Annotated in this window: 21 protein-coding genes; 7 read left to right on the plus strand and 14 right to left on the minus strand. The window is 66.6% G+C overall.

What is annotated here, in order from left to right:
* Positions 1 to 15: 15 nt before the first annotated feature.
* The 3 genes from V6M51_RS12300 to V6M51_RS12310 form a co-directional block, all read right to left on the minus strand.
* Positions 16 to 1,275, minus strand: a complete 1,260-nt coding sequence (locus V6M51_RS12300; RefSeq protein ID WP_332767539.1) for a hypothetical protein — start codon at positions 1,273 to 1,275, stop codon at positions 16 to 18.
* 138 nt (positions 1,276 to 1,413) lie between these two features.
* Positions 1,414 to 1,776, minus strand: coding sequence for an EamA family transporter (locus V6M51_RS12305; RefSeq protein WP_332767540.1), 363 nt, complete (start codon positions 1,774 to 1,776; stop codon positions 1,414 to 1,416).
* A gap of 7 nt (positions 1,777 to 1,783) precedes the next feature.
* Entirely contained in the window at positions 1,784 to 2,830 is a 1,047-nt protein-coding gene (locus V6M51_RS12310; protein ID WP_332767542.1) for a glycosyltransferase family 2 protein, read from the minus strand.
* A 102-nt stretch (positions 2,831 to 2,932) separates the two neighbouring features.
* Here V6M51_RS12310 and V6M51_RS12315 point away from each other — a divergent pair, with 102 nt between their 5' ends.
* Together V6M51_RS12315 and V6M51_RS12320 are read left to right on the plus strand one after the other, a co-directional pair.
* The gene (locus V6M51_RS12315) at positions 2,933 to 3,988 is read left to right on the plus strand and encodes a GHMP family kinase ATP-binding protein (protein WP_332767544.1); all 1,056 of its coding nucleotides are present in this window, start codon (positions 2,933 to 2,935) and stop codon (positions 3,986 to 3,988) included.
* Positions 3,989 to 4,015: 27 nt separating this feature from the next.
* On the plus strand, positions 4,016 to 4,741 hold the full coding sequence (locus V6M51_RS12320) for a class I SAM-dependent methyltransferase (RefSeq protein ID WP_332767546.1): 726 nt from the start codon (positions 4,016 to 4,018) through the stop codon (positions 4,739 to 4,741).
* A gap of 249 nt (positions 4,742 to 4,990) precedes the next feature.
* Here the strand turns inward: V6M51_RS12320 and V6M51_RS12325 are convergent, their stop codons facing one another.
* Both V6M51_RS12325 and V6M51_RS12330 read right to left on the minus strand, forming a co-directional pair.
* Positions 4,991 to 5,380: a helix-turn-helix domain-containing protein gene (locus V6M51_RS12325; RefSeq protein WP_332767547.1), complete on the minus strand. Its 390-nt coding sequence runs from the start codon at positions 5,378 to 5,380 to the stop codon at positions 4,991 to 4,993.
* Entirely contained in the window at positions 5,377 to 5,694 is a 318-nt protein-coding gene (locus V6M51_RS12330) for a type II toxin-antitoxin system RelE/ParE family toxin (protein WP_332767549.1), read from the minus strand. The genes V6M51_RS12325 and V6M51_RS12330 overlap by 4 nt, the downstream gene beginning before the upstream one ends.
* Positions 5,695 to 5,964: 270 nt before the next feature.
* Here V6M51_RS12330 and V6M51_RS12335 point away from each other — a divergent pair, with 270 nt between their 5' ends.
* The 4 genes from V6M51_RS12335 (at position 5,965) to V6M51_RS12350 (ending at position 10,692) form a co-directional block, all read left to right on the plus strand.
* Positions 5,965 to 6,798, plus strand: coding sequence for an ABC transporter permease (locus tag V6M51_RS12335; RefSeq protein WP_332767551.1), 834 nt, complete (start codon positions 5,965 to 5,967; stop codon positions 6,796 to 6,798).
* Positions 6,795 to 7,550, plus strand: coding sequence for an ABC transporter ATP-binding protein (locus V6M51_RS12340; RefSeq protein ID WP_332767553.1), 756 nt, complete (start codon positions 6,795 to 6,797; stop codon positions 7,548 to 7,550). Before V6M51_RS12335 ends, V6M51_RS12340 begins: the two co-directional genes overlap by 4 nt.
* 29 nt (positions 7,551 to 7,579) lie before the next feature.
* On the plus strand, positions 7,580 to 9,457 hold the full coding sequence (locus tag V6M51_RS12345) for a hypothetical protein (RefSeq protein ID WP_332767555.1): 1,878 nt from the start codon (positions 7,580 to 7,582) through the stop codon (positions 9,455 to 9,457).
* 74 nt (positions 9,458 to 9,531) lie between these two features.
* The gene (locus tag V6M51_RS12350; RefSeq protein ID WP_332767556.1) at positions 9,532 to 10,692 is read left to right on the plus strand and encodes a glycosyltransferase family 4 protein; all 1,161 of its coding nucleotides are present in this window, start codon (positions 9,532 to 9,534) and stop codon (positions 10,690 to 10,692) included.
* Between the two features lie 42 nt (positions 10,693 to 10,734).
* Here V6M51_RS12350 and V6M51_RS12355 read toward each other — a convergent pair whose 3' ends face one another.
* The 5 genes from V6M51_RS12355 to V6M51_RS12375 all read right to left on the minus strand — a co-directional run bounded on the left by V6M51_RS12355 (position 10,735) and on the right by V6M51_RS12375 (position 16,860).
* Complete coding sequence (locus V6M51_RS12355) at positions 10,735 to 12,432, minus strand: glycosyltransferase family 4 protein (protein WP_332767558.1); 1,698 nt, start codon at positions 12,430 to 12,432, stop codon at positions 10,735 to 10,737.
* A gap of 538 nt (positions 12,433 to 12,970) precedes the next feature.
* Complete coding sequence (locus tag V6M51_RS12360) at positions 12,971 to 14,170, minus strand: MFS transporter (protein ID WP_332767560.1); 1,200 nt, start codon at positions 14,168 to 14,170, stop codon at positions 12,971 to 12,973.
* A 72-nt stretch (positions 14,171 to 14,242) separates the two neighbouring features.
* On the minus strand, positions 14,243 to 14,527 hold the full coding sequence (locus V6M51_RS12365) for a hypothetical protein (protein ID WP_332767561.1): 285 nt from the start codon (positions 14,525 to 14,527) through the stop codon (positions 14,243 to 14,245).
* Positions 14,528 to 14,627: 100 nt separating this feature from the next.
* Positions 14,628 to 16,088, minus strand: coding sequence for a recombinase family protein (locus V6M51_RS12370; RefSeq protein ID WP_332767563.1), 1,461 nt, complete (start codon positions 16,086 to 16,088; stop codon positions 14,628 to 14,630).
* A gap of 94 nt (positions 16,089 to 16,182) precedes the next feature.
* Complete coding sequence (locus tag V6M51_RS12375; protein ID WP_332767564.1) at positions 16,183 to 16,860, minus strand: XRE family transcriptional regulator; 678 nt, start codon at positions 16,858 to 16,860, stop codon at positions 16,183 to 16,185.
* Between the two features lie 489 nt (positions 16,861 to 17,349).
* Between V6M51_RS12375 and V6M51_RS12380 the strand changes: the two genes are divergently transcribed.
* Positions 17,350 to 17,769 carry a DUF805 domain-containing protein gene (locus tag V6M51_RS12380; RefSeq protein WP_332767565.1) on the plus strand — a complete coding sequence of 140 codons (420 nt, stop codon included), beginning with the start codon at positions 17,350 to 17,352 and terminating at the stop codon, positions 17,767 to 17,769.
* A 104-nt stretch (positions 17,770 to 17,873) separates the two neighbouring features.
* Here the strand turns inward: V6M51_RS12380 and V6M51_RS12385 are convergent, their stop codons facing one another.
* The 4 genes from V6M51_RS12385 to V6M51_RS12400 form a co-directional block, all read right to left on the minus strand.
* Positions 17,874 to 19,013 (minus strand): acyltransferase family protein, encoded by a 1,140-nt coding sequence (locus V6M51_RS12385; RefSeq protein WP_332767567.1) that lies wholly within the window; start codon positions 19,011 to 19,013, stop codon positions 17,874 to 17,876.
* Positions 19,014 to 19,375: 362 nt separating this feature from the next.
* Positions 19,376 to 19,537 (minus strand): type II toxin-antitoxin system RelE/ParE family toxin, encoded by a 162-nt coding sequence (locus tag V6M51_RS12390; RefSeq protein WP_332767896.1) that lies wholly within the window; start codon positions 19,535 to 19,537, stop codon positions 19,376 to 19,378.
* 96 nt (positions 19,538 to 19,633) lie between these two features.
* The gene (locus V6M51_RS12395; RefSeq protein ID WP_332767569.1) at positions 19,634 to 21,226 is read right to left on the minus strand and encodes an AMP-binding protein; all 1,593 of its coding nucleotides are present in this window, start codon (positions 21,224 to 21,226) and stop codon (positions 19,634 to 19,636) included.
* 31 nt (positions 21,227 to 21,257) lie between these two features.
* The gene (locus tag V6M51_RS12400) at positions 21,258 to 22,448 is read right to left on the minus strand and encodes a fumarylacetoacetate hydrolase family protein (protein ID WP_332767571.1); all 1,191 of its coding nucleotides are present in this window, start codon (positions 22,446 to 22,448) and stop codon (positions 21,258 to 21,260) included.
* Between the last annotated feature and the right edge of the window lie 49 nt (positions 22,449 to 22,497).

Raw genomic sequence — 22,497 nt, forward strand, 5'->3', positions numbered from 1 at the left:
CGCAGGCTCCGCCCGTCACGGCCCCCGCGCGAAGCGAACGACCGGCGGGTCCAAGGCCAGATAGAGAAGCCCCGCCACCGCCGCCAGATCGAGGGCGTAAAGATATCTGTAGTCACAGGCGATGGAGATCAGGAAGAAGCTCCCGGCAAAAGCCAAGGCTCCCAGCATCAGCGCGGCGATCACCATGTCGGCGCCCTCGCGACGGAAGACCAGGAAGCCGGCGACGATCAGGGCCGCCGCGGCGAGAGCCAGGTGCGAGTAGAACGGCGTCACGTACCACCAGGTCGCGTAGTTCGCGATGGCCACGTTGGCGCGGCTTTGTCCCGCTGGGATGCCAAGGGCCACGAGATGCGATGCGGGGCCATCGACCCCCACGTGGATTGGGACACATCGTTCCAGCTGCGGGTTGATCAACACCCAGACAAACGCCTCCCAGCGGTGCGCGAAATAGGCGCCACTATGGTTCGAAACGAGCTCCAACCATTGAGCTCGCATATCCTCTTTGGAGGTTTTCCACAGAGCCGGTGCAAGCTGCGGACTCTGATCAAAACTATCGATGCGCTCCGAGGAATATACTCTTCGGCCCTCCGTCTCGATCACACGAGCGGCTTCCGGTCGCGTCCTGGCGACAACGGCCAGCCTGGCCTCGGGCGCGTGAGCCAAGATCCCCACGATGTCGTAGTGCTGGACAATCCGCAGGCCGCTCTCAAACGCCTTGTCAGGACCAGCCCTGACCGGCTGGGCCAAGACGTTCAGCGTCTGCGCTAGCGCTACAACGGCGACAAGGCTGACGCCGCCCCATGCTAGCCCAGCGGCCCAACCCTTTGACCGTTCTTGCCAGCCCACGGCCGCCGCCGCGGCAAGAACCAGTATCAACCCGTTCTGACGTACCGACATCGCGACCGCCAAGGCAACGCCCGCCGCGACCAAGGTCGCCCAGCGCCGCGCCGGATCCCCTCTGGCGAGCTCGGCATGGGCTAGCAGGACGAAGGCCGCCACCGTGAGGTTGCCGAAGAGCACATCCTTCCAGACAATCCCTTGGTAAAGCAGCAGGGTCGGGGAAAGCACGAGCACGGCCGCCAACGCCGTGGCCGACCAGGTCGCGCGGCCCCGTAAATCGGTCAGCGACGCCAACGCGCCAAACAGTATGAGGGCGCTTGACGTGACATAGAGCGCGGTCCCGGGCAGCACCTCGTCAAATAGGCCGAGGATCTTGGAGTAGACCGCCGGGCCGAACGTCTCGCGGACACCGAACTTCCCCTCATGGAGCTCCATGATGGAGTCCACCGACATGTGACCGGGCAGGCTAGCCGCGAGCGTGATGAGAAGTCCGCCTAGGAGAACGATGCGATATGCCGCCACCGCCGCTCGATCTCGAACTTCCACCGACGCACCCCCACCCGACACCCTCAACTAGGCTCGCACCTGGCTGACGATGACGAGGAAGCCCGCCAGCATCAAGGCGTACCCGATGGCCATGGGCCACGAGAGCGGCTCCTTGAAGATCACCCAAGCGGCAACCGGCACAAGGGCTGAGCCGATCAGCGAGAAGACGTAGGCGGCCGACAGGGGCACCCGCGTCAGCACATAGAACCAGAGCAGGGCCGTACCGCCGTACCAGGCGAAGGCGCCCATCAGCGGCCAGTTCTGGAGCACCCGCCAGACGAACGGTCCCTCGAGTCGCACGCTGTAGAGCGCCGCCCACTTGAACATCACCTGGCCGATGGGCAGGGCCACGGCCACCAGCGAGCACAGTAAGGCGTTGGTCCATCCCATGGAGGGGCTACTCGCTGGCGATGCGCTCGAGCGTGCGCAGATAAGGGTGGATCGGCCGGCTCGGCACGTTGATGACGTCGAAGTTCATAGCCTGCAGCAGCAGTTGCACCCCGATGATCACCGGTAGGGCCGCGGTCATGACCACGCCGGCCGAGGCCGCCTGGCCCGGATCGCGCACCGCCAGCCAGTGCAGGCCGTAGCCGGCGCCGAAGCTCAGGAACCCCGCGCCGATCAGCATTTCCAGCGTGGCGACGTTGAAGTCGCGCACGAAGTACTGGCCGAGAATCCGCAGGGTGAAGTTCTTCAGGTGCTTGAGTGCGAAGGGTCCGACGATGGCGCCGATCCGCAGGTTGGAGACCTCGTCCCTGTAGCGGGCGGGGATCGGCACGTCGCGAACCACCGCGCGGAGGGTGCCCAGGTGGTAGAGAAGGTCGGTCTCGAAGAAGAATCGGCGCGAGATGCGCTTCTCGATCACCCGCTTGGCGACGCTGGCCTCGATGGCGGTGAAGCCGTTGGTGGGGTCGAAGACGTTCCAGTAGCCGGTGGAGACCTTGGCCGCGAAGCTGAGCGCCGCATTTCCGAAGATGCGCACCCGCGGCATGGCGGTCAGGTGGCTGATCGAGGTGAAGCGGTTGCCCTTGGCGTAGTCGGCCTCGCCCAGGAGGATCGGCGCCACCAGCTGGGAGAGATAGGTCAGGTCCATCTGGTCGTCGCCGTCGACCTTGACCAGGATCCGCCCGCCGCGCCGTTCGGCCTCGGCGTAACCGGCGATCACCGCCCCGCCCACGCCCTGGTTCTCCGCCAGCCGGATCACCACCACGCGGGGATCGAGAGGTTGCGATTCCAGGAAGTCGGCCGTGCCTTCGGGGCAGGCGTCGTCCACGCAGACGATGCCCTCGACCCAGGACGGCGACTTGGCGATGACCTTCAGGATGTGGTCGCGGACCTTGTAGCAAGGCACGACCAGCCAGATCCGGGCGTCCAGCAGGGCGGAGTCGAGCGAGCCCGTGAATGGGCCGGCGAAGGGCGGCTGGAATGTTTCGGTCGGCTGCATCGAATGGGGATCACCGCCACAAGCGGCTGGCTTACACGGGCCGTTCGTGGTTGCAAAGCATGCCGCGCGCGACTACCCCGGCCAGGACCCCGGATACGAAGCTTGGACCGACCGACGACGATGCGTCACGAACTGGTGCGCGCCCGCGCCCCCCTTCGACTAGGCTTCGGCGGCGGCGGAACCGACGTGGCGCCGTATTGCGACGAGCACGGCGGGGTGGTGCTGAACGCCGCCATCGACCTCTTCGCCCATGTGACCATCCAGGCTCGCAAGGACGACCAGGTCCGGCTGGTCGCCGCCGACGGCGAGATCGACTGGCAGGCCAGGGCGAGCGCCCCTCTGCCCACCGATGAGCCGTTGCGGCTGCTCAAGGGCGTCTACAACCGCTTCATGGCCGACCATGCCGGCGGCCGGGCCATCCCCCTGACCCTGATCACCTCCGCCGACTGCCCGCCCGGTTCCGGACTGGGCTCGTCCTCGGCCCTGGTGGTGGCCATGGTCGAGGCCATGCGCCGGTTCATGGGCCTGGAGATGGACGCCCAGGCCGTCGCGGCGCTCGCTTTCGATATCGAGCGCCGGGAGCTGGCCCTGGCCGGCGGCGCCCAGGACCAGTACGCCGCGGCCTTCGGCGGCCTCAACCTGATGCGGTTCGCCGCCGGTTCGCAGGTGGAGGTCGAGCCCGTCGAGGTCCCGGCCCGGGTGATGAAGGAGCTTGAGGCCTCTCTGGTCCTCTACTTCACCGGGGTCAGTCGCGAGTCCGCCGCGATCATCGACGAGCAGACCGCCAAGATGCGCAGCCATGAGGCCAAGTCCATGGAGAGCCTGCATGCGCTCAAGGCCGGCGCCTTCGAGATGCGCGACGCTCTGGTCGCCGGCGACCTCGCCCGGTTCGGCGCCCTGCTGGACTCAGGCTGGAGCTCGAAGAAGCAGATCGCCCACAACATCTCCTCGCCGCAGATCGACAAGGTCTATGAGGCCGCCAAGAGCTTCGGGGTGTTCGGTGGCAAGGTGAGCGGCGCGGGCGGCGGCGGCTTCATGATGTTCCTGGTTGACCCCACCCGCCGCGAAGGGCTCAAGCGCCTGCTGGCCACCTTCGGCGGCGCGGCCCAGGCCGCCCGGTTCACGCCCACTGGCGCTGAATCCTGGGACGTGCGGTAGCCAGAGAAACCCGCTAGGACGCGCGACGTGAAAGAACTCTCCAAATCCATTGTCCGGCGCATGGCCGACCCCAACTTCGCCCGCCGCTGGTTCGTAGGCGAGGGCCTGGACATCGGCGGCAAGCCCGACCCGCTGTCGCTCTATGTGCCGTTCTTCCCCGAGTTGAAATCCGTCCGGGTCTGGGATTGGGAGGACGGCGACGCGCAGTTCCTGGAGGGCGTCGAGAAGGACAGCCTCGACTTCGTTCATTCCAGCCACTGCCTGGAGCACCTGGTCGATCCGCGCGCGGGCCTGGCGGCCTGGTTCGGAGCCATCAAGCCCGGCGGCTTCCTGATCGTCACCGTCCCCGACGAGGACCTGTACGAACAGGGCGTCTGGCCCTCGACCCACAACCGCGACCACAAGTGGACCTTCACCATGCTCAAGGCCCGCTCCTGGAGCGAGGCCTCGATCAACGTGCTGGAGCTGCTGTCGAACCTCGGCCCCGCCGCCGACGTGGAGAAGGTGGCCCTGCTCAACTCCACCTTCCGCTACGACCTGCCCCGCTTCGACCAGACGCTGACGCCGATCGGCGAGTGCGGCATCGAGTTCGTGGTCCGCAAGCGCACGGCCCGCGAACTCACCTATGGCGGCCTGGTCCGCGATGTCGACCAGCCCTCCCCCGCCGAGCGCAAGCACTTCAACCAGTACCGCGCCGACCACGCCCATATGAAGACCAGCCCGCCGCCGTTTGAGGACGACGGCGAGCTCTAGCAGTTGCCCACGATCGGACGCCGCCCTATACTTTAGGATACCGTCCAACCGTATATACACAACTGTATTGGGTCACTTAGATGTCTAGTTTGATAATTTCCAGCGTGCCGGCCATTCAAAGACTACGGAGATTGAAGGTTCAGGCTAGGCAAGAGGGGAGATATCGCCTTGCGTCGAAGCTTAAGCACCGACTGTGGACACGCATCAGGTCATGCGGAGTTTCCTGATCGGACTAACGAATTGTAGTCGTCATTCGCGGGTGTAGCGCCGCTGCGCCTCCCGTAGGACCGCCGCGTCCATCTCTTCAAGCGCAACGCCCGAGATCAAAGGGTCTATTGCCAGCGCGCGCTCCACCGCGTCCGGGTCCCTCTCGATCACGGTCAAGAGAACCCGGCCGGCGATGTCCAGCTTGCGGCCTTGCTCCCATCCCTCAAGGGTTCGGGCCGGCACGCCGAAGCGGCGCTCGAACTCCTTGGGGCTCTTGGCGACGGCCTTGCGGATGGCCTTCACCCGCGACGCCGGCATGGCGTCGATGATCCGGGTCGGCAGGGCGATCTTGCCGTCCAGGTGGTCACGAACCTCTTGCAGGCTGGCCAGCAATTCGCGCCCGAAATCGGTATCCTGTTCGGTGATCTTCATTTGAAGCTCTCCACGAAGGCTAGAATGGCGGCTCTCTGGGTGTTGGAAATCTCGACCTGATCGCCCTTGGAATAGGCGATCAACAGATAGGCCGCGTCACGAACTCGGATCACGACATAGATCGCCCGTCCGCCGCCACGCTTCCCTTTGCCCTTCATCGCGAAGCGTATCTTTCGGGCCCCGCCGAGGCCTTTGATCACATCACCAACGTCTGGGTCGGCCGCGATGGCTCGCTCCAAGGCGTCGAGCTCTTCAGTCGACGCGCCAAGCTTCTTGGCGGCCCGCTCAAACGCCGCCGTGCGAACGACTTCCATCCGGCGAACATACGCTAATCGCGTATCCTGTCAATGGTATAATACGCGATTAGCGTATGAGGCGGTTAGGGCTTCCCGTATCCGTAATCTCAGCTCCGGGTCTCGGCCTGGGTTGCGGCGCGAAACAGCGCCCCGATCTGTAGATTCGAACCCGCTGATTCCCGGTCGATTCCGCCGCGTCCGCCATGCTTGCGCCGCAAAAAGCGACCTGTTACCCACCGCGCGACGGCTTGCGGACGTTTCGCGTCCGGAAGTCAGTCGGGAGACGAGATGCAATCCGTACAACACATGGTGCGCACCGGTCGGCGCGGGCCCATGCACGAGTTCAGCATGGCGTTCGCCGACCTGCGCGGCTCGTTCCAGCGGATCGGCCTCGCCTGGTCCCTGGCCTGGCACGATGTGGTGTCCAGATACCGCGGCTCGATCCTCGGTCCGTTCTGGATCACGCTCTCCATGGGCCTGATGGTCGGCGGGATCGGCTTCCTCTACGCCAACCTGTTCAAGATCCCGGTCCACGACTTCATTCCCTATGTCGCCATCGGCATCGTGTTCTGGGGGCTGATCTCGAATGTGATCGTCGAGGGCTGCGGCGCCTTCGTCGGCGCCTCGGGCATGTTGAGTCAGACCTCGCTGCCGATGATGACCTTCATCTGGCGCACGGTGCTGCGCAACGTCATCAACCTGGCCCACCATCTGGTGATCATCGTGGGCGTGCTGATCATCTATGACCACTGGCGCGAGGCCAACGCGCCCCTGGCCCTGGTGGGGGTGGTCCTGGTCATGCTCAACCTGGGCTGGATCTGCCTGGCCACGGCGATGGCCTCGGCCCGGTTCCGCGACATCCCGCAGATCGTCGCCTCGATCACCCAGTTCGCCATGTTCATGACGCCGGTGTTCTGGCTGCCGGGCGGGCGGCTGGTGAACCATGCGGTTCTGCTGCTGAACCCGTTCCACCACATGCTGGAGGCCGTCCGCGCTCCGCTGCTGGGGCAGGCGCCGGGCGCGACCACCTATCTGGTGCTGGGCGCCATGGCCTTGGTCGGCTGGGGCGCCACCTTCACCATCTTCTCCAACATTCGGCGACGGATCGTGCACTACCTATGAAGGGTCCTCAGGTCTCGATCAGCGTCACCGACCTCACCCTGCGCTTCCCTGTCTACGGGGTGGACGCCAAGTCGCTGAAGAAGCGGCTGGCCAGCATCACGGTGGGCGGCAAGCTCGGCCGGACGATGACCGGTGCCACCGAGGTGACGGCGCTTTCGAAGGTCAGCATGCATTTGCGCGCTGGGGACCGACTGGGCCTGATCGGCCATAACGGCTCTGGCAAGACCACGCTTCTGCGAGCCCTGTCAGGCGCCTACGAGCCCGATGAGGGCACCATCGACGTCCATGGCCAGATCGCGGCCCTGCTCGACCTCAATCTCGGCATCGACCCGTCGGCCACCGGCCTCGACAATATCCGCCTGCGCGGCCGCATCGCCGGCCTCACGGCGCGGGAGATCGAGGACAAGCTCGAGGAGATCGCCGACTTCACCGGCCTTGGTCCCTTCCTGGCCATGCCGCTGAAGACCTATTCCGCCGGCATGCAGGCGCGCCTGGCCTTCGCCGTCTCCACGGCCGTGGAGGCCGACGTGATCCTGATGGACGAATGGATCGCCGTGGGTGACGCCGAATTCCAGAAGATCGCCCACAAGCGGTTGCTGGGCCTGATGGAACGGGCCGGCATCCTGGTGCTGGCCTCACACGATCTCGACCTGATCAGGCTCTACTGCAACAAGGTCATGCGAATCGAAAGCGGCGTCGCCTCGCCCGTGACCAGCATCAAGAAGCTGGACGAACTGCTGGCCGCCGCCTGATAGATCGTCGACAGCCCGGAGCCGCGCCTGTGGACGTCATCTTCACCATCGTGTCGCGCAACTACGCGGCCCAGGCGGCGAGCCTGATGGAGAGCCTGGCGGTCGCCGAGCCCAAAGCGGCCCGCGTGGTCGTGACCACCGACGGTCCCATCGCCTTCGCCGATCCGAAGATCCGAGTGATCGACGCGGCGACCCTGGTTCCCGACTACGGCGTTATGTGCGCCTACTACGACGCGCTCGAGCTCAACACCGCAGTCAAGCCGCATGCCTTCCGCGCCCTGCTCGCCGAGGACGGCGTGACCTCGGGCGCCTATCTGGATCCGGACATCTGGGTCTATCGGCCGCTTGAAGAGGTGCGCGAGGGCCTAACGCGCGCGCCCCTGGTCCTGACCCCACACATGACGCGCCCTCTGCCGGGCGAAGCCAATCCCAACGACCACGTCATCCTGACCTCGGGCGCCTACAACCTCGGCTTCATGGCCGCCCGCGCCGAGCCACAGATCGACGCCCTGCTGGCCTGGTGGGCGGAGAAGTGCCGGTTCGACTGCCGGGTCGATCCCGCTGCCGGCCTGTTCACCGACCAGAAGTGGATGGACCTCGCGCCTGGCCTGGTGAGCGACCTGGCCTTGCTGCGCACGCCGACCCTCAACCTGGCCTACTGGAACCTGGAAGGGCGGGAGCTTGCCCAGACTCAGACCGGCTGGGCCGTCGATGGCCAGTCGCTGGGCTTTTTCCACTTCTCCGGCTTCGATCCCGCCCATCCCGGCCTGCTCTCCAAGCACCAGGATCGGATCGCCGTGGCGGCGGACTCGCCGCTAGCGGGGCTCCTCGCCGACTACGCGGCCGTCCTGCGGCGTAACGGTCATCAGCAGGCCGCTCAGGTCCCCTACGGCCACCGCGCCTTCCCGTCGGGCCAGCTCGCCACCACGGCCCAGCGCCGCCGGCTGCTGGCCGCAGCCCGGATGGGCGAGGACTTCGGCGGCGGCCTGACTGCCAAGGCCGAGGCTTGGCTCTCCGTCGAGCCCGGCAAGGGCGTTCGCGAACCGGTCCCGCCGCCGGAGGGTCCCTGGCTGGCGCCTTCGGGCGAACTGGCCGCCTGGCTGATGGCTGGGCCGGCGACACCCGCCATCGACGCCCTGTTGGCGGGTCGCAAGGACCTGCGCGACCGCTTCGCCTCCGACCCGGAGGGGCTGAAGGCCTGGCTGCTGGGGCCGGAGTCGCTGGACGGCCGGTTCTCCGGCCGGCTGATCCCGCTCGACGCGTTGCGGGACCCCGACCTGCCGCTGCACGCGGCGCGCTATGTGAAGGGTGAAACGACCAAGGCGGGGCTGCGCCTGGCGGCCTATGGGCTGGCCGATCGCGCGGGCTGGCCCGGCGAACTCAGCGCGGCGCTGCGACGCCGCTTCGACGCCCCCGTGCCGGAACTCGCCCGCGGGCTTCCGTTCACGCGGCTGTTCCTGGAGATCTGGGAAAGCCGCGGCGACCTGCAGAAGCTGTTCCCGCTCCTCACGTTCCGGCAGCGGTTCGCCTTCCTGCGCTGGTTGATCGGCGGAGGGCTTGCGGAGGTCGGCATAGACCTTTCGGCCCTGCCACCGGCCGTCGACAGCCACCCGATCTGGGAGCTGGCCCGGCTGACCGTGCGCCGAGAGCCGCCTGCGCTCTCTCGCCAACAGGCCGTTGGGCGCGTCAGTCACCTTTTTGTCGTTGAGACCTGGCATGAGGGTTGCGCTCCGGCCGAGGTGCTGGTCTTCGACGCCATGGCGAGTCGGTTTCGCACACCCAGCGGCGCGCCCGCCCCGCCCCCGGCCATGGCCGAGCGAGTACACCACCGAGCCCATCCCTATCTGATACCCGCCGACGCCGTGGCCTTGCTTGCTCAAGGCGTCACCTGGCGCACGGCGGCATGAGCCTGCTGAGCAACGCGCGCCGCTTGTGGCGGCAAATGACGCCCGAGCCCGTACGGCTCGCCGTGCAACCTATCTTGAGGCCGGCTCTGGAGGCCTATGTCCGCGCCCTGGCCCGCCGACCCCACGAGGGCCAAGCCTATGACGGTCCGATCCGGGTGGTGGGCGACTTCGGTGGGTCCTACGGCATTTCGGCCTCGGCGCGGTTCGCCGTCCGCGCCTTCCAGGCCTTGGGCGTGCCGGTGGAGGCCGTGGATGTCTCGGGGGCGAAGCTTGACTGGATTGGGGCGGCGGACGCCGCGCGCGCACCCGGCCCGTGGATCTTCCACATCAACCCTCCCGAACTTCTGGCGGCCATGGCCTATCTGGGACCCAGGCGTGTGTTGGGTCCGCGGTTCGGTTATTGGGCGTGGGAACTGCCCAAGGCGCCCAAGACCTGGCTGAAGGGCGCCGCCCTCGTGGACGAGGTCTGGGCGCCCAGCGAGTATACGGCCAGCGCCTTCGCCGGGGCCAAGACGGCGGTGCGGGTGGTGCCGCACCCGATCTTCCTTGAGGACTATCGAGACGTGGCGCCCCTGCCGCGCGAGCCAGGGTTCCTGGCCGTCACCCTGTTTGACTTCAACTCATCGATGGCCCGCAAGAACCCGCAGGGCGTGATCGCCGCCTTCGCCCGAGCCTTTCCAGGCGACACGACCGCGCGGCTCGTGATCAAGACCCAGAACGGCGGCCTCTTCCCCGAACTTCTGGCCGAACTGCGCCGCATCGCGCCGCTTAACGTCGAGGTGCTGGACGCCGTTTGGCCCTATGCGCGGGTAAAGGCCCTCATCGCTTCGGCCGACGTGCTTATTTCGTTGCACCGGGCCGAGGGCTTCGGCCTGACCATCGCCGAGGCCATGGCGCTCTCGGTGCCTGTCATCGCCACGGGCTGGTCAGGTAACACCGACTTCATGGACCAGACCTGCGCCCTGGTCGTGCCCTGCGCCCCGGTGGCGGTGGACGACCCGCAGAGGATCTACAAGGGTCAGACCTGGGCCAACCCAGACGTCGAGGCCGCCGCCCAAGCCCTCGTACGGCTACGCGCCGATCCCGTGCTGGCCAGCCACCTGCGCCAGGCAGGTCGACGGCGGGTGGGCGAACGACTCTCGCCCCAGGCCTGGTTCGCGACCCTGCCCAATGACCTGCGCAAGGCCGCTATGGTGGCTGCGAGCCGGGCGCGGAAGGCTCAGGCTCGCGCGTAGGCGACGACCCGCCAGAGATCGGGATCAGCAGGGTCTGACCGGTCAGCCACTTGACGGGGCTCCGTCCTCGGCCCGCATCGGGGCGCGCCAGCCCAGAATCCCAAGCTTGCAGAGCCACATGATGCTCAGGACGACCGACTGGCGACGCGCCGCGGGAAATTGCGCCACCACCTCGCCGATGGTCGGGCTGCCAGCCTGCGCCACCAGCCCGAGAGCTCGCTCGCACTCTTCGTATGTCGCGCGCCAGCCCTGGCCGAACCGGTCGAGCCATACGGCCTTCGTCCGCTCCAGGTCCTTCAGGCCGCTGCCCTCGCGCACGCTCAACCGGGTTCGGGCTTGGGCGACCTCGGTCGGGAAATTCGAGAAGCTCTCGTAAGGATCCTTCTTGACCGGGTTGTGTGCATGGCGGCTTGGCTCGGCGCTCGAGGCACGTCGAATTTGCGCCAACTCCTCCAACAGTCCGTCAAGTTCCCGCACGACCACCGGCCAGTCGAACATTCCTCGCATGCGCGCGCGGCCTGACGCCCCCATGCTCGCGCGAAGCGAAGGCGAGGCGATGAGTTGCGAAAGCCGCTGGGCGGCCGCGGCGACGTCGACAGCAGTATGCTGGGCCACGACACCGACATAGGTTTGATAACTCAATAGCCCGGTGACGTGCTGAGCGATCAGACCTCGGCCAGCCCCCGGCAGACCGCCGAGGGTTGGAATGAGGAATCCCGTCTCGCCATCGGCCACGGTATGGCGATAGCCGTCCCAATCGCTGACCACCACTGGCAAGCCTGCGGCCATCGCCTCGATCGGCGTGATGCCAAAGGTCTCTTGGATGTTGTCGACCAGCGACAGGAAGATGTCCGCGCCCGCCCACATGGCGCCGAGCCGCTCGCGATCGTTGCCGTCGATGAAGTGGACTGCGACCGAGGGCGCATAGGCCCGGGCCGCTTCAAGATAGGCTTCGCGATCACGGGGCTCCTCAGGGAACCAGCCCACCATCGCGAAATGAACCTTCGCGCCGGTCTCCCTGGCAGCCTCCTCCACGGCCCGGAACATCGGCTGGGGAAACGCCTTCTCGAAGAAGGACAGGCGGCCGACCCAAAGGATGATCACATCATCCGGGCCCGCGCCGAGCTCCTCCCGAATGGTTTGCCTCTCGGCCGGCCGGTCGGCCAGCCGCGCCATGGCCGTCACGTCGACGCCGAGTGGAATGAGGGGCAACTGTGGCCGCACGACCCTGGAGCCACCGTACCGCTCACCGAGATAGTCCGTCCACTCCGTGAACATGGTGTCCAACGCCGTCTGGACCGACGGCGAGGTGCAGATGATCGCGTCCCATGGCTGCACCGGTGAGATCGCAGCGGCCGAAATGAGCTGACGCATGGCGGGCGGCCCGATGGTGTGGACGACCCCAAGCAGACTGTAGGCCGTCTCCATCCCGCCGCCACGTCGCAGCCAGGCGAGATCGGCAAGCTCAGGATGTCCGCGTAGCAGGCCCCCTGACGCCCGGGCCGGCGCCTGGTCCAGCAGGTGCGTCGCCCTGATCCTTGCGCCAACCACCTCTCCGGGGGTCAGTGTCTCGACGATCTCCTCGGCCGAGAGGCCTGGGACGGTCAGGAAGTCGATCTGGTCAAAATTGCCATGCCGCAGGATCGCCCTGAACAGCTCGAGGTTGGCGACATCCTTGCCGAAAGGATTGTGGGTTCGACCTGAGCCGCCACTTGGGTGGTAGAGGGCTAGCCGTTTCAAGGTTCCTCACGCGCTACTGGTTGCGTTCCCAGGCCTGCGTCCGAGCCCTGCCCGCGATGCGGCCCGGGACATGGCCCGCGTCTGATCCGCTCTCGTGTCGCATGTCGAGCGATCCGGCAAGGCGCGCCATGAATCATGGTCTCTCAAATCCCGCCGCGCCCCGCAAAACCTTGCGGTTTGCCGTCCGCTTCCTCATGACTCGATCCAGCGCCAAACGAAGCACGACCTTCTCACATGCCCATGTATCGCCTTATCCTGAGCGGCCGCCCCAAACGCGTGAAGCCGCTCTATGTATTTGAGAGTTCGGATGACACCCGGGCATGCGAATATGGGCAGTCGGTCGTGGGCCGTGGCCGAGACATCGAAGTCTGGCAGGAGGATCGCCTCGTCGCCTTGATCAAGGGCAAGCCCATCGGACCTGGTTGACCGGGTCGCGCGCCCTGCCCTTGTCTTGCCATGCGAGACCCAGGCCAATGACGTCGACGCAAGCTGGCTCCCAGTGCGAGCCGGCTGGAGGCCATGCTAGGGCGGCCGAAGGTCAGTCCAGCGCGTAGGGTTCGCAGAAGGTGGTCAAGGCGAAGACCCCAAGCGCCGTGACCACAGCGGCCGGGACCAGGGTGAGCAGCACCTGGTCGGGGCCGAAGCCCACGGCGCGCAGCTCGCCCGCGATCAACGGGCCGGCGATGGAGCCCATCCGTCCGAAGGCGATGGCCGCGCCGGATCCCGCCGCGCGCACGCCTTCGGGATAGTAGGTCGGGGCGAGCGCATAGAGGATGTAGAGCCCGCCTACCACGGCGAACCCCGCGGCCCCCGCCGCAGCGTACAGCATGCCGATGCTGGTGAACTGCGACAGGCCGTAGAGGGCCACGGCCAGGCCGGCGAAGACCGCCACCAGCAGCCCGCGATAGCCGGTGCGGTCGGCGATCCAGCCCAGAATCAAGGCGCCCACGACGCTGCAGATGTTCATCCAGAACGAGGCCTGAGCGCCGTCCTGCGGCGTGAACCCCTTGGCCACCATCAGGGTCGGCAGCCAGTTGAGCAGCAGATAGGTGACCAGCAGGTCGAGGGCGAAGGCTAGCCAGATCAGCGATGTGGCCAGCGCCCGCTTCCCGCCGAACAGACCATGGATCACCCGCCGGTCGACATGCTGGGCCGAGGCGGGCCGGGTCTCGGGCAGGAAGAAGAACACCACGGGGGCCAACAGCAGCGGCAAGGCGCCGCCGATCAGGAAGATGGTCCGCCAATCCACAACCTCGCCGCCGAACTGGGCCAGGAGCGCCACCGCCGAGCCACCGGCCGGCAGGCCGCAGAACATGCTGGTGGTGGTGATCGCGCGCCGGTTCGGCGGGCTGATCTCGGTGGCGATGGCCATCATGTTGGGCATGGCGCCGCCGAAGCCGAGGCCGGTGGCGAGCCTCGCCAGCACCAGCATCTCGTAGCTCTGGGACATGGCCGTCACCACCGAGAAGATCCCGAACAGGGCCACCGACACGGTCAGCACCGGTCGGCGGCCGAACAGGTCCGCCGCCCAGCCGCCGGTGAGCGCGCCGATGGCGAGGCCCAGCATGGCCGCGCTACCGGCCAGGCCGAGCTGGCTGGGGCCGAGCCCCAGGTCCGGCGCCATGCGCGGCGCCGCCACCCCGAAGGCCTGGATGTCGTAGCCCTCCAGCGCCGCGATGCTGAAACAGATGGCGACGATGAATCCCGGGCCCAGTCGCCCGATGGCCTTCGCGGTCATGCTGATTCCCCGCCCCTCACGCGGGCGCATCAGACAAGGCCGGGATGCTCCGCGCCAGCGGAGATGTGCACGCTAGCCGTCCAGCTTGTCGGGCTTGAGGTTCATCAGGCCGCGGCGTTCCAGCTCGCCGATCAACTGGTCGAGTTGGCTGCGCAGTTCGAGCATGCAGTCGGGGGTCAGGATCAAGTAGCCCGACTGCACCAGCTGTTCCTGGCCGGCGGTGTCGGCGACATTGGCCGAGAAGGCCAGGCGGAAGACACCAGACTGGAATCCAAGCCCCGCCATCTTGTCCCCGAAGATCATCGGAAGGTCGAACTCAGGCAATCCGGGCGGGCTGGGCATGCGCCAGGATCGCATGATTCCTCTGGGCGCCGGGAGAACGGCCGACATTGATGCGGGCCGCTGCATGCTGGGTTGCCTCGAGTTGAGCAACGAAGGCGGCCTTCGGCGCGCCAGGCTAACCAGCGCCTTCGTCCTCAGGCGTGGCTCCAGGAATCGCGTTCAAGCCGGTCTGGTTGGAGGTCGCGTCACGTTGCGCCCGGAGTCTAAGCGCCTCGGCGCGCGCGCGCCCGACCGGCGAGGCGCGCTCCTTGATCGAGACGCGGACATAGCCGACGCGCGCATAGGCCTGCCGTAGGGAGCCGAACCGGTCGATGTAGGTGTCGGCGCACGGACCGGTTGGGTCCTGGTCAATGAGGTAGCCGCTCAACTCGCCGTGCTCGTGAAGGATACGCGACAGTCGCCGCAGCAGGTCCTCGTCCGACCAGATCCGCACGGTCCGGCGTACGATGCGCCGCGTCGTATAGCCGATGAGGTTATAGGCGCCGCGCAGGCTGCCGAACCGTTTCACATAGGAGTGGGCGCTTGGCACGCCGGGCGCGTGATCGATGATGTGCTTGGAGAGGCCGCCGTGCTCTTCAAGCAGCTCGCGCAGGGCGTCCAGCATCGCTTCGGGCTTCATTCGGGCGGCGCGCTGGGCGAGCGCTTCCTGAGCCCGTTCGAACAGGTGGCGTTCGACCACGGGTTCGAACGCTCCGGGCGTGCGCACCCAATCCGATTTCGGCGCATGCCGACGCCTGCCGCCGAGTTCCGTCTTCCACCGGCTGGAGATCAGATTGCCGACGTACTTCTCGTTGGTCAGGACTTCGTGGACACGCTCGAACGTCCACGGCCGTCCCAGTTCCGCGGTGACGCCGTCCTCGTTCAAGGCGCGCGCGATAGCGTTGCGCTTCATGCCTGTCACCGCAAACAGCCAGTAGATCCTGCGAACCACCTCGACCTCCTCTGGTGGCCCCGGGACGAGGATGACGCGATGGCTCTGGATCGCCTTGGCTTCGCCGGCCTGCAGGATCAGGCCGGCCCGGCCATGTTCGTCGACCATCTGTCGGCGCAGGCCATATCCCGGCGGCCCGCCTTGCCAGAATCCCTTCCGGGCGCCGGCCTTCTGCGCGGCGGACACGACGATCGAAAAGTCTCGACTGTCCTGGGCGGCCATGACTCGTTTCAGGCTCTTCAGAATCATCGAGCCCATGCTGCCGTCATTGGTGAAGGGTTCCTCGCAATATTCCACCGAAACGCCTGCCTCCTGGCACAGGAACTCATAGTGGGCGCTCTGGTCGGGGTTCTGGAACCGACCCCAGCGGCTGACGTCGTAGACGAGGATCACGTCAAATCCGGGCTCGCCGCCGACGACGTCGGCCAGCAGGGCCTGCAGCGCCTTGCGATGGCTCAGCGTGAGGCCGCTGATTCCGCTGTCGGTGTAGGTGCGTACGATCTCGTGGCGATGCTTGGCGGCATAGCGCGCGATCGCCGCAGCCTGGCGTTCCGTCGAGTAGCGCTGATGTTCAGTCGACATGCGCAGGTATTGCGCAGCGCGCGTCTTCGCGCGCTTAGGAACGGGTTTCGCACTCAAGACCAAAGCCGGACGCTAGAAGAGGTGGGAAACGGCTTACACAGGCGCCCATGGCGGCCTGTCAATTGCTCGCGCGCGAGTTGTGTTTCCTGATCGGCGATCAGGCGCCGGATCTGATGATGCGACGCGCCTGATGCGGCGGAATGATCGCGGTGATGTGGGCGGCCCAGCGAATCTTGCAGTTGCGCCGCGTAGGCGCGTCGAGGCTTTCCAGGTCGTACCGCCCGGGCGTCTGGGCCTGGAAGATCCGCTTCACCAGCACTTCGTCGCCATCGGTTTCGACCACCACCACGTGGCCCAGCATGTCCGGACTGGGCGGGGTCCTCTGATCCTCGAAATAGACCAGCGAGCCGTCATCGGCGAGGCCGCGCATCGAGCCGCCCACCACCTGCAGGGCCACGGTCTTCTCCGACCCCCCAGGGGGAATGGGAACGAGATCGCCCGCCGCCTGACCCGTGGCGAACAGGACCCGGCCCTCGGGATCGGCCCCGACCAGACCGATCACCGGTACGAGGACGCCGTCGGGATGCAAGGGTGCCGGCGAAGACCTGGCCGCCAGCTCCTCGGCCTCGCGGCCCTCATAGAGTCGTACAGCGTCGACGCCGAACGCCTCGGCATAGGCCTTGGCGCGCCGATAGGAGAAGGGCGCGTTGCCATTCTCATTTGAGGCATAGGTGTTGCGGTTCCAGCCGAAGGCGTCCGCCGCGGCGATGGCCGTCTTGAAGCCCCTGGCCTGTCGGGCTTCCTTGAGGCGGCGCGCGCGACTCTCTTTGTCCATCCGCCCTGTATATAACATACATTTTCCGTTGCAAGTCGACTGTATCTTTCATACAGTCGGCTCATGTCCACGCCCTCGAAGCCAAAGCCGTCATCCCCGAAGTCCTCCCTTTCCGTGCGGCTCGGCAGCTGGTTTCAGGCCGAAGCGACCGGCGCGGCGTGGATCGCGATCCCCTTTGTGGTCGTCGCCGTGCTTGCGACTGTTCTGGCCAGATATCTACTGACCTAGTCAGAAACGGACGCAGACCCCGTGAGGAGCCGCCATTTCAGGCTTCGGCGACGCTCTGCTACCGGACTTGGCCCGCCAGAGGGTGTCGGGCTGGCGTGAACGGTCAAGTCCAACGCACGGCGTCGCACTCTTGGACTTAGAGACCGCATGTTCCGCTGACAGCTCGAGCCTGCAACGTACCCGCGGCGTTTCGCGCCCAAGTTGCCATCGAACGGCGTTCTGTTAGCGTCCGCTCAGGGGATCAGGCCTGGGAGGGCGATCATGGACATGATGTTTGAGCCAATCCGCAAGTACGCGCAGTTTTCCGGACGCGCGCGGCGGAAGGAATACTGGATGTTCTTCCTGTTGATCATCGGGATCGAGATCGTCTTCTACACCCTGATGGGCATTCTGGGCGCGGGCCCGATGATGGCGGGCGATCCCACCGCGGGCGCCAATCCGGTCGCTGGCCTGCTGATGCTGGTCTTCTGCGTGGTGATGCTCGGCCTGTTCATTCCGTCGCTCGCGGTCAGCGTCCGGCGGCTGCACGACACCAACCGGTCGGGCTGGTGGGTGCTGATCGCCCTTATCCCGTTCTTGGGCGCCCTCGTCCTGCTGATCTTCATGCTGCTGGACGGGACAGCGGGCGACAACCGGTTCGGGCCGGACCCCAAAGGTCGCGAGGGCTTGGTCGCGGCCTAGGTCTGGTCGCCAAGGGGTGTTCACCCTTGGCCAGGATGTGAGGCCTCCGATGCCGGAATGTGGTCAGGTAGAGGCTGTAGGCGACGGTCAAGGTCCGATGCGCGCTACGCCGACGCCGATCGTTGAGCACCGTTGGGGTGGCCCAAGCCCAATCGGGCGACCAGGCGCCGGCCAAACCGGATGCCAGGAGCCTCGACATGTTCATAGAGGAGCCACGCGAGCGGGATCACGACGGCGCAAGTCGCTAGGACCGCCAGCGGGAAGCTCATTCCCGACCCGCCAGGCGTTTGAAGAATCCGATCGTAGATCCCGAGCGTCATCAGGCCGGAAATGACATGGGGGTGGGCCAGATAGACGCCGAAGCTGATCTTCCCAAGGAATTGGGTGATCGGATTCGACATGAGGCGCGGCGGGCGCAGCGCCATGCCGAGGCAAAGCAAGCCGAACGGAACTCCCCACGCAGCCTGGTAGAGAGTGTTTGGCACGAGAGCAGCGAAGGTCGCGCCGTGAAATTTCGCGACGGCATAGAGGCCCACGATACCCGCCAGACCCACGACGACAAGCGCCCCACCCCACCGCGTGGGCGTCACGCGGTAGAGGTGATAGGCGATCAGGCCGAAGCCAAAATAGGGCAGGTTGAATAGGAGACCATGGCTCACGAAGGCCGGGTTCAACTTCAAATCCGTGGCGATGACGGCGAAGGCCACGGCCAGGGCCGCTAACGCGGCCGTGACGAGCACCGCCCTGGGCAGAGTCTTCGCCAGGGCCAGCAGGAACGGGAACACAGCATAGAACAGCATCTCGACCCCGATCGACCACGACGCCGGGGCGATGCCGTCGACCGCTGGTGGATGGAGATTGAACACGAACGCGAAAGAGAGGGCGCCCATCGTCCAGGACGGCTGGTCGTATCCCGTGGCCGCGATCGCCGCCATCTGCGCCAGGATCGCGAGATAGTAAAGCGGGGCGATCCTCAGCACGCGACGCAGGTAGAACTCCCCGACTTGGTCCGCGCGAGACAGCTTGCCGTCATAGCCGTAGGCTAGGCTGAACGCGCTCACCACGAAGAATAGCGGCACGCCGAACCCGAAGAACCACTTCATGAACTCCAGCGCCTGGGGGATCGGCGTCTGGGCGATGTGGATGACGTGGAAGATGACAATTGCAAAGGCCGCATGGCCGCGAAGGGATTCCACGCCTGGAAGATGCGGTCGGCGCGGATGCACACCTGAAGAATCCAGCACGATCAACCCCCGGGAGTGAAAGACAACCTAGCGGTGGATTCGACCTCTTGGAATAGAAATTGTCGCGCGCCACACCTCCAAGTCGGTACGGCGAGTTGCCATGAATTGGCGGTGCCGCCGGTCATGGCCCTCCGTGGATAAGAGATATCGCCGCGATCTGGCGGGTCTTTGATTGATCTGCGGATGACCGGTCGGCGCCACATGCAGACCTTGGCGTCAGGGCTGCAAGCGGACGTTCACGCTGGAAAATCCCTCACGTTCCAGGCGGCACTCAGCCCGACCTATGCTGGTGGCCATTTCTGGGCGGCGTGAAGCACGCGCGAAATCGTCACTGCTTCGGGGCCATCAGCATAGACGACGACCTAGTTCGATCGCACGACCATCTCGCGCGTGCCGGCGACACGGCCAAGACGGTAGAGCTTGGGGTGTTCGGGAAGCTTCGCCGCCTTGGCTTCGATGTCATCCTTCAGTTTCTGGGCTGCGTCCGGATTGTCATCGGAGATGTAATCGATGATGGCCAGCAGATCAGCGCGGGCCTACCGGCTGCTCCATGAGCGCGAAGGTCGCGTCATCGGGAAGACCCGTTGGACGTTCGCGCAGCACGATCATGCGGTTGATGATCATGCTGGCGCCCCCGAGGAATTCGCCGCCGCCTCAGCGCTCAGCAATTCACGCAGACGGGCCTTGGCGACCTTCTCGAGGGTCGAGCGGGGCAGCGCCTCGACGAGGCGCACCTGGCGTGGCTGTTTGAAGGTCGCCAGGGAATGTACGCAGGCCGCGTTTATGGCGGCGATGAGATGCGAAGCCGACGCCTCGGCGGTCGGGATGACGAAGGCGACCGGCACCTCGTCCAGCATGGGGTCACGCGCCGCGACGACGGCGACTTCCCGCACGCCCGGCACCGCGCCGACCACCCGCTCGATCTCCGAGGCGGCGACGTTCTCGCCGCCGACCTTGAGCATGTCCTTGCTTCGGTCCGCGAAGAACATCGCGCCCGATGCATCGCGATAGACACGGTCGCCCGTCAGGAAAGAGCCTTCCGCGTCGAAGGCGGCGGCCGTCGCGGCGGGATCGCCCGCATAGCCGGCGAAGAGCGAGACGCCGCGACGGCCCTGGATCAGCAGATCGCCGGACTCGCCCGCCCCGACAGGCCGGCCGCCATCGTCGACCACCTTGACGTCGTACCCGCGGGCCGGCCGCCCGATGGACCGCGTGGGGTTCGGCAGGTTGGCGCTGGCCACCAGGCCGTGGGTGACGGTCTCGGTCATGCCCCACCAGCCGATCGTCTTCACACCGAACACCGCGTCGGTCGGCGGGGACGAGATGGCGTTGCCCCATAGGCGGTAGTGGTGCCAATCGGGGCTCGGCTGGGCCATGAGCGCGCGGTTGCAGAACGGGATCATCGAGGTCCAGGTGCATCGCCGCCGTAGCGAGACATCCCAGAACCGCGAGGCCGAAAACCTCGGCTGGATGACCACGGTCGCCCCGACCCATAGCGAGGCCAGCAGGGAATAGCTCTGCGCATTGGTGTGATAGAGGGGCAGGGTCACCAGGTGCACATCGTCGGGCCGCAACCCCTCGTGCTCGGCGCTCGCCTGCCCGCCCCAGAGCGCGTTGCCGTGGGTCCACAACACGGCCTTCGGACGCGAGGTGGTGCCCGAGGTGTACTGGATCGCGAAACTCGCCCACGGGTCGGCGGGCATCGGCGGAAGGTCGTCGGCGGCGCCCAGCAAGGCAGCGAAACTTTCCGAGCCTCCCGGCGTCCAGGCTGGCGCCTCCCCGGCGTCCGTCGACGTTATCGTCAGCCACTTCAGCTCGGTCGCCGCGGCCGCGACGATCTCGGCGTAGGCGGGTTGGGTGATCGCGCCCACCACCTGGCTATGCCCGGCGAAATAGGCCAGTTCCTCACGACTGGATCGGGTGTTGGTCGTCACAGCCACCGCCCCCAGATAGGCGCAGCCCAGCCAGGCGATCACCAACTCGGGGCAGTTGTCCAGGTGGATCAGCACGCGCTGGCCGGCGCGCACGCCGCGCTTGGCCAGACCGGCGGCGAAGGCGGCGAGATCGGCGTTCAGTTCGCCATAGGTCCAGGCCCGCGCCTCTCCCGAGAAGGGTTCCCAGATGATGGCGGGGTGGTCGGGCCGGCTGAGCGCCTGGGTCTGCACCAGGCTGCGGACGTTCATGCCCTCATAGGGCGACAAGGCGGCGGTCATCCGGCGCGGTCTGCACAGGGCTTTTGAAGCGTCATGCCGGGCCGCCGCCCGTCACCACGGTGACGCTCACGGCGCCCATCGAGGACGAGGCGTGCTCGACCCGGTCGCCGGCCTCGAGGTAGCGCCCGCTCTTCATCTCGCTTTGGATGAAGCTCTCGCCCACCGTGGCGAAGGACGGTTCGCCGCGGAACATGGCGCCCGAGAAGACGTAGCGGGCGACCCCGGCTGCGATGTCCCCGCGGGTCGGCGGCATGAAGATGACGCCCTCCGAGGTTCCCGACATTAAGGTGGACCCTCGCGCTATCACGCCGCCTTCCAGGAGGGTGGCCGGCGCGCCCTGATAGCGATAGCGCCCGCCTCCGCCACCCGTGATCGCCTTTTCCACCAGGGCGCGGAAATCCAGGATCATCTCGCCGCCGCGGGCGTCCTGCCGCAACTCGCTGTTCACTCGGGTGACGATCCGCTCCTGAGCGACGAATTGCTTCCAGTCGTGGGGGATCACCACGAACGGTCCGGTCGGGAAGAAGTCAGGTCCGCTCTTGGCGTCGCTGAACCCCTGCCCCGACCCTATGTCATCTCGATCGACGAGCCGCACCAGCGTCGCGCGGTCGGTGAAGTCGCCACACAGGAAGAACCCTTTTCGGGCCGCGTCGAAATCCGCCGCCGAGCGGAGATCGCGGTCGAAGCGCGCGCAGATCTCCACCTCGTAGTCGAGAAGGACGCCGGGGTTGAGGCGTACAGTGGTGATCGCCGGGGTGGGGTGGCCGAACTTTGGGAAGTTGAACACCTTGGAGCTCGCCGTCTCCTCGGCATGCTCGGGAAAGTTGGTCCCAGAGGCCAGGTGGCGATCGACCGCTGCGGCCGACGGGAGCAGCTCGCCGATCGCGTAGGTGCGCGCCAGCCCTGTCTGGCGGAGCGCCGAGGTGAGGCGCGCCTCGCCCACGGCGGCGGAGGCGTCGAACACGTCGCTGTCGAGCGGCGCGCCCAAGCCGGTCAGGTCGATGGCCTCGATCGCCTCTCCCTCGAACCGTGAGACGAGAAGGGTCGCGATCCGCCCGTCCGCGTTCCGGACCTGGGCGAAGGTGAGCGCCTGGGCCGGCGGCGCGAGCCCCGGACGGATCGGCTCGGCTTCGGCGCTGACCGCATTCCATCGCGGCTCCTTGGCGCAGCCGCTCAGCAGCAGGGCGAGGACGATCGCCCCCGACTTGGACATGGACGTCATGAGATTTCCCGGATCGAAGGGCTCGCCCGCCTGGCGCGGACGAGCCGGA

Origin of the sequence: Phenylobacterium sp. (assembly GCF_036677185.1) — a bacterium.
Taxonomy (GTDB): Bacteria; Pseudomonadota; Alphaproteobacteria; order Caulobacterales; family Caulobacteraceae; genus Phenylobacterium.